Consider the following 7,761-nt stretch of genomic DNA (forward strand, 5'->3'; position numbering starts at 1 on the left):
ACTAGTCAGCTGATGGGTGTTGTGCAATCAGAAAGACAACGGGCTGTGAAAGCTCGTAAGCCCGGCCGATTCCGGCAGACAAAGTCCCGACGGACGCATAGTCGTTCAGCAGATGAGTTGTCAGGTTCATCGCTTCACATATGGGTTGTACGATTCGAACTCCGAATTGTGCGGACTCAGAAGGGTCTCTCCCGTCAGGCTCCATCCCCTGCAAGCCGACCAGCATCACAATCGGCAGTTGGTATTCAACAGCAATGACCCGGATCGCATTGATCGAATCCAGAAAGCCCGTGTGCTGAATCAGGAGTGCCGAACGCTGGTTGCAATACGAAAGTCCGGCGCAAATTGAAACCCCCTCGTCTTCCTTGCACACTGAAATCAGTCTGAAATTCGAGTGTTTGCTGAGTGGCCACAACAGTCCGGAGCAGGTCACAATGTCAGGAAGTGCGACGACTGTGCGTACGCCGGCTTGATCCAGAGCGGAGATGATTGACGAACCCTTCACGATCGCACGGATGTCGATAGACACCGATCAGGTGTCTCGGAACGAGAGCGTTGTCGGTCGAAAAACAATTCCAGTGTATCCAGAACTTCATTCATCTGCTCAGGGGTGCCCAATGTGAATCGCAAGTATTCCGTGAACGATTCGGACATCAGACGTCTTGCAAGTATTCCTTGAGAACGAAGGAACTCGTACGCCTTTTGCGCAGTATGGCTAGAATGCGGAAACCTCACAAGCACAAAATTGGTCTGGCTTGGAATGACCTCAAGCTCGAGTTGGGTGAGCCCGCCGGCAAATTCAGTTCGCACGCTTCGGTTTTGTCGGTATACGAACTCTGAATGCGACAAGTCATCAAGTGAAGCCATGCCGGCGCTGTATGCAACGTTGGAAAGTGGGAATGTCATTCCGATCTTCCTCACTGCGACAGCCACCTCGGGTGCCGCATACATCCACCCCAAGCGAAGTCCGGCAAGTCCGTGAATCTTTGAAAATGTCCTGGTCATGACCACATTCCCTGATTCTTCGATCAGAAACTTCGGGTCTTCAAACGCTGGTAAATCGACATACTCCAGATAAGCTGAATCCAGTACCAGCAGCACATTGTCTGGAAGGCGAGCGTGCAACTGCCGAACTTCTTTTCCAGGCAGGCACGTTCCGCTCGGGTTGTCCGGGTTGGCCAGCATGACTACTCGGGTTCTGTCGTTCACGCACTCCACGATTCGATCGATGTCAGCCGTGAATTCCCGATCCGCCGCTCTGATCGGTTTGGCGTTTGCCGTATGGGCAAAGTTTGGGATTCTCTGATATCCGTTGACACTGCATATCAGTTCATCGTCAGGTTGCAGAAACGACTGCGCGATTCGAAGCAGCAGATCATCAGACCCATGTCCACAGACAATTCCGTCCGGGTCGATCCCATGAGTCCTGGCAATCTGAGCAGTCAGTTCCCGGACTGCGTCACTGGCATAGCGATACATCGACCCGCTTTGCTTTCTGACGGCCGAGATCGCGGACTGACTGGGCCCATATACACTTTCATTCGAGGAAATATCAATATGTATTGTCGGCAAGTCAGCCGAACTCTCGATGACCATGTGTGGCTTGATTCTGCCGAGACCTGCGTGTGGTCTCACACCGCTTTGTGATTCAGACAGCTTCTGGGTATCTAAGTGCGATTTCATGTTTGATGTAATCGATTCTCTCAGCGGACGAACATTTCTCCGACTGTTCGTACACATCCATTACGCGATTCATGACATCCTCGATGTATTTGCTGTCATTCTCAAATTGGGGCAATGATAGAACTGTGTCTCCACCATAGGTTCTGAAGGGCGTTTGCCGGGTGCCCGTGATCCGGTTGACAGACTTGCCATCCGCGACAGCCCGTATGTCCTTTCTCAACCGGGCACGAAGCATGGCGACACCCTTGTCGGTACTGCCCAGATATTCACGCTTGTGAACATTCATCGGGCCTTGACTGGTCCAGGCGTCCCAGTCGCCCGGGTTGCCCTGGCGCTCATCGTATGATCGATGTCCGGTCTGTCCGTAGAAGTCCACAGTCTCCCAGCCGACATTCTCGCGACTTCCCTGGCGAAGCACCTCGTCCTTATCGTTGAAGTGACGCCAACCGAACTTTCGGCTGTTGGTATCATCGAGCGGAACAACCCATTTTGTCAGACTGGTGCGGCCGAAAATTTTCGGCTTGTCCATCACTTGGAACATGCCACCGTTCTGAGCCAGATTCGGCAACAGGTAATCGTGAAATCGCAGGCGCACTAGATCTCCCGTTCGTCGGGCATGAGCGTAGAGAATCCCTTCCGGTCGCGCTCGATACACGACAACTGGCAATTCAGTAAAGTGCTCCAGACCGGGAAACTGCGGCCCGCTTATCCTGCCATGCAGAAATACACTGTGAAACGGATCAATGGCATTTTCAGTTTCCTGCAACCAGTTGTTCGGAGAGTGAATGGAGTAGGGGACAAGGTCATGATCTGGAATTGCCATGGAGTCCATGAATGGAAATTCGGTCATTTCATCCGGTGGTCCCATATATGCGAATATCAGCCCCTGGTACTCACGGGTCGGATATGCCCCCTGACAGATCTCGTAACGGATTTTGCTGTCTTCCGGCTCGCCAGGGGTGTCCAGAATGGTACCATCAACATCAAAGTGCCAACCGTGATAGCAACAGCGGATCCCCCGCTGTTCGATGCGTCCGAATTCCAAAGACGCCCGCCGATGGGCGCAATGACGATGCAGCAGTCCGACCTGCCCGCTGAGATCCCGGAATATGACCAGATCCTCATCCAAAATCCGAATCGCGACCGGTGTCGCATTGTTCAATTGGGACGACATTGCGACCGGATGCCAGAATCGTCTCAGATATTCCCCACAAGGGGTTGACGGCCCCACATGCAGGAATTCCGGATCAGGGTCCAACTGATTACGAATCGAATAGCCATCGAAAGCTTTTCGCGACCAACGCGTTTGTTGAACTTTGTTCGTCATGAAGGAGTCTGCCTTGTCAGGTAATCACCGGGCAATCAGTACAGCGGGATTGATGAAAATAAGACGTTTGATTCATTATAAGAACGCGAATGCACGGTTATAATTGATTTTGGCTGGTCGTTGCAGCGAATTATATTTCCGGATTATCGTATTTTTTCAACCTATGGATACCCATTGTGAGTTGGGATGAATGACGCGATTGTTTGCCCTTCAGATTCCGAAGCGCTGAGAAAAGTTCATTCAGTCCGTCCGACGTTGTGCGATCATCGGCAGGCACGGGACGTACCAGGCATCGATCCCAACGTTTTGTTACATGCTGGTCCGGCATTTTCGTCGCCATCGAATATTCCCAAACCGATTCTGAACTCAGCTGGAGCTGCACTTGTCTTTGAAGGAGTCGCAACAGATTTCTCGGAGGCTCGAAAACAGATTCTGTCAGGAGAAGTGGTCCTGAAACCTGCCCAGGACCATGCTGTTGTGGTTCCGCTTGCGGGTGTGGTGTCCAGCTCAATGTGGCTGCATGAGATTGTTGATGCGGCTGGCAGGGCTCCAGCGGCTTACGCCCCCTTGAATGGAGGTAGTGGACCGGCAATGCGACTTGGGCAGTTCAGCGATGACGTCATCTCTCACTTTCGCTGGCTGAACGGTGAATTCATGGATGCGATCGCGTCGGTACATTCCCAGGATATCGATCTGATCCCGATCGGTGTCCGTGCACTGCAAAGCGGAGATGACTGTCACGGAAGAACAATTGCCGGTACCGGATATTTATTGGGCGAATGGCGACCGCAGATTGAATCTTACCCGACAGTGCATGAGTTTCTCCGGCAAAGCCCCATGTTTTTTCTGAATCTCTGGATGGCTGCATGCAAGTGCATGCTGTCAGGAGGGGCAGACACGCAAGACAGCAGTCTGATTACCGCCGCTGGTGCGAACGGAGTTGAGTTTGGATTTCAGATTGCAGGTATTGCCGGGAAGTGGTTTGTCGGGTCTTCCGCACCGCCCAGCGGAGACATTGGTGAATACGCACCGGATCGGGCACTTGGAGCGATTGGCGACAGTGCAATTGTTGACGCCGCAGGTTTCGGTGCCATGGCACTTTCCTACGCACCTGACCAACAAAAAGCATTTGAGGGGTTCGTACCGGACGACGCATTTGAACTGCCAGGATTGCTCTTGCCGAAAGTTCATTCTGGTTTCACTGACCTCGGTATACGTGTTGGGATGAGTGCGCGTGCTGTTCAAGCAACGCGACGGACTCCTGTCGTCGCTCTGGGAATTCTTGACAGAGATGGTATTGCAGGACGTCTGGGCGGCGGTATTTTCCGTTATCCTCCCGACGTTTTCGATACGATTTCAAAACATTTGGACTGAACCGTGACTACACTCAATGAATTGTCGCTTAAAGTTGCAAGCGACATGATTGCCCGGGATGAGATCAGCCCGAATGAACTCCTTGCGGACTGTTTTGCGCGGATTCATCTGCGTCACCGCGAGGTGCTTGCCTTTACACATTTTGATGAGGATCGATCGATCTATCAGCTGTCTCAACTGAGGGCAACCCAATCCGCCGGACCGCTTGTCGGAATTCCTGTCGGAATCAAGGACATTATGGATACCTCTGAGTTCCCGACCACGAAGGGATCATCGATCTACACCGATGAATATCCTCAGCGAGACGCGGCCTGTGTCACGATGTGTAAGAATGCCGGTTGCATCATTCCCGGAAAGACGGAAACAACCGAATTTGCGTACTTCTCTCCGGGCCGAACGCGAAATCCGCATAACCTGTCCCATACTCCGGGCGGTTCATCCATGGGATCGGCCGCGGCGGTAGCGGATTTCATGTTGCCATTGGCACTCGGCTCCCAGACTGCGGCATCAGTCATCCGTCCAGCTGCCTATTGCGGTGTGGTCGGTTACAAGGCGAGTCATGGACTGTTCAGTTTGGAAGGAGTCTGTGGATTGGCCCAGAGTCTGGACTCACTGGGTTTCTTCGTTCGAGAGGTCGAAGATTTACAGGTGCTTCGCAAAGTGTTTCTTGGTGTAGCTGACCAAGATCGGGATTCATTCACAAATCTTCGTGTCGGTCTGGTTAGAACGCCTCACTGGAACGAGGCTGAACCTTACCAACGGGAAATCGTCGAATCGACGGCAAAGCGATTGTCGCACAATGGCTGCGATGTGGAGGAGGTTCAGGTCGGACCATCTGATGATGCGCTTACCGCCGCCCAGATCACGGTTATGGCATACGAGGTCAGTCGTTCACTGGATAGCGAATATACGATGTTCTATGATTTGCTGAGTGATCAGATCAAGGATCTGATTGAATCGGGTCGAAAGACGAGTTTCGATGAGTACATCAATGCGCGCAGTCTGGCCCGGACATGGCAACAGAAACTTGCGACAGTACATGAGCAGTTTGATGTTCTGCTGACTGCAAGCGCTCCGGGTGAGGCACCTTCAGGGCTAGATTCTACCGGTGACCCGATATTCAGTCGAATGTGGACTTTGTTACAGGTTCCATCCATTAGTTTGCCGGCAGGCTTCGGCCCCAATAAGCTACCATTGGGCATTCAGCTCATCGGTGCCTACAACAAGGACGATGTCCTGATCGATAACGCCCGGAAAGTTGCACAAGTGTTATGACTGAATACTCCCGACCCGAACTGAATCAGACCAGATTCTGGACCGAATTGGATTTCGTCTCACCGGGGAAGCGTTCGGGAGAACTCAAGTGTAAATATTCGAATAACGAACTGGCACTTGGGATCATTCCAATTCCCGCGGCGGTCATCATAAATGGAAGTGGTCCGACGGTGCTGATGATCGGTGGCGTCCATGGCGACGAATACGAGGGTCCGGTGGCCTTGCTCAAGTTTTTCCATCAGGTTGATGTGAGCGAGGTGAGCGGAAGGATCATCATGCTTCCCGCATTGAACTTTCCGGCTGTCGACCGCGGATCAAGGGTATCGCCATGGGATGATGGCAATCTCAACAGAGCCTTCCCCGGTGATGCGAACGGCGGTCCGACTGAAATGATCGCCAATCTGGTGGAATCAGCGATCATGCCGGTTTGTGATGGGGTCCTGGACCTGCACTCCGGTGGTAAGGCCGCCTGGTTTACACCGTGTTCGATGGCCATGAAAGGTGATGATGAGATTCTTACTGGGCGGAATCTTGAACTTGCTGATGTATTCGGAACTGATATTGTCTGGCTGATGGGTGAGTTAAGCGACGATCGAAGTGTCAACAACGGTGCGCTTCGGAACAATATTCCAATGATTTCGGTGGAACTAGGTGGTGGCGGTCAGGTCACACCGGAGACTTTGAGAGCCGGGGAAGCCGGTATGCACAACTTCCTGCGATATTTTGGTGTGCTTGAAGGCAAACCGCAGCCGAGAAGTCATGCCGCGAAGTATCTGGAGTTCAACTCTCCGTCGCAGTCAAGCTATGCCCCGCACAGAGGCCTGTTCGAACCTTGTTTCACACCGGGTGACAACGTTACCGCCGGCGAAGTTGCAGGTTACATTCATCACTTTGAGGATATTTCCAAGCCTCCGACTGCAATCAGATTTCCTATCGATGGTATCGCCATGATGCGTTGCCACCGGGGACTGGTGGAACACGGAGAACTGTTGGGTATGTTCGGCTTGGAGGTTGACCCGTCGAACCGGCAATAAGGGATCTCGACCAGCAAACCCCTGTCAGCGGGCCGGAATCAGCCAGGTTTCGGAAATCGCCATAAATGCGGTGCTCATTTCCTTGCCGAAGAATTGTCTTGTTGCAACTGAGCCTGAAAATGGTTTGCCATTGACAGAAATGGCGGCATCTTTCGCCTCTAGGAAAACACTGTACATCTCGTGCTCACCTGTAGCCGACGCTTCGGCTGCCACTTCTGCGGCAAACGGTTCTTGAAGCTGACTCCAGACCATCGTTACCTCCAGATCATCACCGGACACCACTGTTTCGATCCATTCATCACGAAGATCACCGCTTGTGTACGCCTTTTCGATTAGTCGGAAAGTCATCGCATCCAGTCCCTTGCGGCCCTTAAAGGACGGGAACTTGGACAAGTAGTCCCGAATCAGGTAATGTGTCAATTCATCATTGTTGGTGAGGCAAATGTTATTGGCATCGGGTAATCCCAAAGGATCGTCCGGCTGTTCCAGGACGATCATCGTCTCGCCGGTTCCATGTGGAGAGAGATTGACGCTGAAATATATACCGAGCGATGACCAGTCTCCAGCCGGATCTTGTTTCAGGTAAATTCCGGGATTATCTCCCGACCATTCGACTTTTCCAGGGTTTACAGGTCTGTATGGGTCCATGTCTTAACCTCCAAATCTCACCAATGTCCTTGCAGCATCCCGCGAGTGAAAACGTTGATAAGCTCGCACTTTGTCATTCACAATCAGAACCGACGGTGAACTTTGGTGAAAATGAGTATGCAGTCGTCATTTCGCTCACCTTACAGTATCTCGATAGTCCGGCAGCGCCGATTTGAGAAATATGCAGTGAGAATTCAGTCGAAAGTATAGCAAACAGTTGCATCACGAACGGAGCCAGATTCGACTCCTGCATCCGTTCGAATTCTGTCAGGACTGCTGACATTTCCAATTTATCTTGGTATCTGCATCACGGATTGCGAAGTTACTGTGCAGGGCGGCTCGGTCGTATCGTCCGACTCATAATTTGAGGCATTTTCGTTAACTGAAAACCGTTGGTATGACTCGCGATCGCAAGGGGGC

The 7,761-nt window shown here is 52.1% G+C and carries 7 protein-coding genes; 3 read left to right on the top strand and 4 right to left on the bottom strand.

Annotated features, from left to right (window positions below; all coding sequences use genetic code 11):
- Position 1: 1 nt before the first annotated feature.
- From OXI60_03065 to OXI60_03075, 3 genes are read right to left on the bottom strand one after another with little or no spacing between them, the layout of a single operon-like run.
- Complete coding sequence (locus OXI60_03065) at positions 2 to 529, bottom strand: thiamine pyrophosphate-binding protein (GenBank protein ID MDE0308799.1); 528 nt, start codon at positions 527 to 529, stop codon at positions 2 to 4.
- Complete coding sequence (locus OXI60_03070; GenBank protein MDE0308800.1) at positions 502 to 1,683, bottom strand: histidinol-phosphate transaminase; 1,182 nt, start codon at positions 1,681 to 1,683, stop codon at positions 502 to 504. Before OXI60_03070 ends, OXI60_03065 begins: the two co-directional genes overlap by 28 nt.
- Positions 1,649 to 3,010, bottom strand: coding sequence for a Rieske 2Fe-2S domain-containing protein (locus OXI60_03075; protein MDE0308801.1), 1,362 nt, complete (start codon positions 3,008 to 3,010; stop codon positions 1,649 to 1,651). The genes OXI60_03070 and OXI60_03075 overlap by 35 nt, the downstream gene beginning before the upstream one ends.
- Before the next feature lie 186 nt (positions 3,011 to 3,196).
- On the opposite strand from OXI60_03075, the gene OXI60_03080 reads away from it, so the two are divergent.
- From OXI60_03080 to OXI60_03090, 3 genes are read left to right on the top strand one after another with little or no spacing between them, the layout of a single operon-like run.
- Entirely contained in the window at positions 3,197 to 4,384 is a 1,188-nt protein-coding gene (locus tag OXI60_03080) for a DUF1116 domain-containing protein (GenBank protein ID MDE0308802.1), read from the top strand.
- Positions 4,385 to 4,387: 3 nt separating this feature from the next.
- Positions 4,388 to 5,659, top strand: a complete 1,272-nt coding sequence (locus OXI60_03085; GenBank protein ID MDE0308803.1) for an amidase — start codon at positions 4,388 to 4,390, stop codon at positions 5,657 to 5,659.
- Complete coding sequence (locus OXI60_03090; protein ID MDE0308804.1) at positions 5,656 to 6,693, top strand: succinylglutamate desuccinylase/aspartoacylase family protein; 1,038 nt, start codon at positions 5,656 to 5,658, stop codon at positions 6,691 to 6,693. The genes OXI60_03085 and OXI60_03090 overlap by 4 nt, the downstream gene beginning before the upstream one ends.
- Before the next feature lie 24 nt (positions 6,694 to 6,717).
- Here OXI60_03090 and OXI60_03095 read toward each other — a convergent pair whose 3' ends face one another.
- Entirely contained in the window at positions 6,718 to 7,341 is a 624-nt protein-coding gene (locus OXI60_03095; protein ID MDE0308805.1) for a hypothetical protein, read from the bottom strand.
- Positions 7,342 to 7,761 lie beyond the last annotated feature (420 nt).

It is taken from the genome of Acidiferrobacterales bacterium (assembly GCA_028820695.1).
GTDB lineage: Bacteria > Pseudomonadota > Gammaproteobacteria > Arenicellales > JAJDZL01 > JAJDZL01.